Origin of the sequence: Methylosinus sp. Ce-a6 (assembly GCF_009811655.1) — a bacterium.
Taxonomy (GTDB): Bacteria; Pseudomonadota; Alphaproteobacteria; order Rhizobiales; family Beijerinckiaceae; genus Methylosinus.
In genome coordinates this window covers 1-1934 of the sequence record NZ_BGJX01000073.1, presented here as the reverse complement: position 1 = coordinate 1934, position 1934 = coordinate 1, and the positions used below count along the sequence as shown (strand labels likewise).

The 1934-nt window shown below is 55.4% G+C and carries 2 protein-coding genes; both read left to right on the top strand.

Annotated elements, in window-relative coordinates:
• Positions 1-508: 508 nt before the first annotated feature.
• The gene (locus tag Mspo_RS19315; protein WP_159732905.1) at positions 509-781 is read left to right on the top strand and encodes a hypothetical protein; all 273 of its coding nucleotides are present in this window, start codon (positions 509-511) and stop codon (positions 779-781) included.
• A gap of 500 nt (positions 782-1281) precedes the next feature.
• Positions 1282-1866, top strand: coding sequence for a cysteine peptidase family C39 domain-containing protein (locus Mspo_RS19310; protein WP_159732903.1), 585 nt, complete (start codon positions 1282-1284; stop codon positions 1864-1866).
• Positions 1867-1934 lie beyond the last annotated feature (68 nt).

Here is a 1934-nt window from a genome sequence, read left to right as displayed (position 1 = left end):
GCCGTCGTCTCGGCCAGAGCCTCGAAGTCGCGTCCGCTCGCGTCCATCGCAATCCCCCAAAGATCGAATCAGAGGATTCCGACAGATTCAGCTCAGACGCGTCTTGTCACCTATTTCTTCACCCGATCGCCCTGCGACTCCTCGCCGTTGGTCTTGACGCGCTCTTATATCGCGTTTAACCCTTGTCAAACGGAAGCCATGACGCGATAGCCGATGTATAGCGATCGAGAATTTAGCTGCCAACGTGAAAATTCAGTCCCATGCCCGCCCGAAGGAAATTTGTAGGTCTTAAACCATCGCATGATAAAGCCGGACTTCGGAGGGCGGCTTTCACGAAACTGTTGTAGATTTCGAAGACGTTCGATCCCCGCGGTCGCGCAAGAAGTTGATCGGCGATTGGTTTGAGCGTCATATTGAGACTTCGGCAATAGCTCGGATATGGAAACCGCGAGACCGCGCCTCGACCGTATGTAAGAGTTTTGTAGCATGCCGCTTGGAGAGTTTTTGGATGTCGATTGTAACCGAGATTTTGGCGGCGCTCGATCCAAGAAATTTTTCCAACACGACGAACAAGCTGGCGCATGGAGCCGCGTTACGATACGGCGTTGGACTTTCGATGGTCGAGCCGGAATCGACTTCCAAATGCCTCAAAAGAATCGCGGAACACGAGGGATCGACGGATTGGTTCGAAACAGTAGAGGTGGCACTCGCCGGAAATGGACGCGCAGCAAACGAAAGGCTGGACTTTCGGCGCAACCGCGTTTGTTTCGTCCGGCTTTGACGAAAATGGGCCGTGCAGCAGTGATTTGTCGGTAAGCGAGCAACTACGAACGTTGGCGTCGATCGTGCCCCGCGGGTGGGACGACAGGTTCAAACCCCGACATTTGTCTATTCCCCCCTGGAGGCCACGCCATACTACGAGTTCATTCAATCGACGAACGACGCTCTGACGATGGCGCCCCAGCGTTTCGATTCCCGTGTGTGCGTAGACCTTTTCGACCTTTATCGACTGGCAGAGCACGATTCTCAGTCAATTGAAGCATGGTGAAAATTCGAGCACAACGTCAACTGTTGCGCAAAGTTCGATAGACGTTTTGTGATATCCACTACGAACATGGTGGCAACAAGCCTCAGGTAGGTCATCAGTAGTTTAGCCATGCCTCACTTTGCTTCTATTTACTCCAACGCTCATACTGAGTTTGCCGATGATATGCGCAACATTGCTTGCATGAGTAATGCGCCTCTCGTCAGCACACCCACTTCGACGCATTTAGGCGTGCGATGAACAGCTCCGCGGATGCCGAGGCTTCGTCCTCTCATGCCGTAGACTCCGGGCTACAGGCGCTGTGCGGAATTGCGGCCTATTACCGAATCGCCGCCGATCCCGCGCATATTCGGCGGGAGTTGGCCCTAGGCGGGCGAGCGGTGGCGGCGCAGGACATCGTGAGAGCCGCTCAGATCATCGGCCTGAAGGCCCGCATCATCGAGAATCCCGAAAAGCGCCGCGTCGCAGAGCTACCCGCTCCCTCGATCGTTCGATTGCGAGGCGGTGGATTTCACGTGTTCGGTGGCAAACTTCCCTCCGGGGATTATCGTCTGGTAGATCCGATCACGCGCGTCGACCGCGCATTGTCGCTCGATCACCTCTTCGATGAGATGCAGGACGAGGCCATATTGGTCTCGCGCAAGATCGGAGGCGCGGGCGTCGATCCGCAGACTTTCGGATTTCGCTGGTTCCTGCCCTCGATCTGGCGGTATCGACGGCCGCTCGGGCATGTTCTGCTCGCTTCATTCTTCGTCCAGATTTTCGCGCTCGTCACGCCGCTCTTCTTTCAAGTCGTGATCGACAAGGTGCTCAGAACCTGACCCAAAAGTTTCTTGTTCGCGCCGCAGTTGCGTGATTCTGGGGTTCCGAAGCATCGGAGAATGATTCG

Excerpts from the sequence above, each read along its gene's own strand:
- Mspo_RS19315 (WP_159732905.1), top strand. The coding sequence starts at position 509 with ATGTCGATTGTAACCGAGATTTTGGCGGCGCTCGATCCAAGAAATTTT.
- Mspo_RS19310 (WP_159732903.1), top strand. The coding sequence starts at position 1,282 with ATGAACAGCTCCGCGGATGCCGAGGCTTCGTCCTCTCATGCCGTAGAC.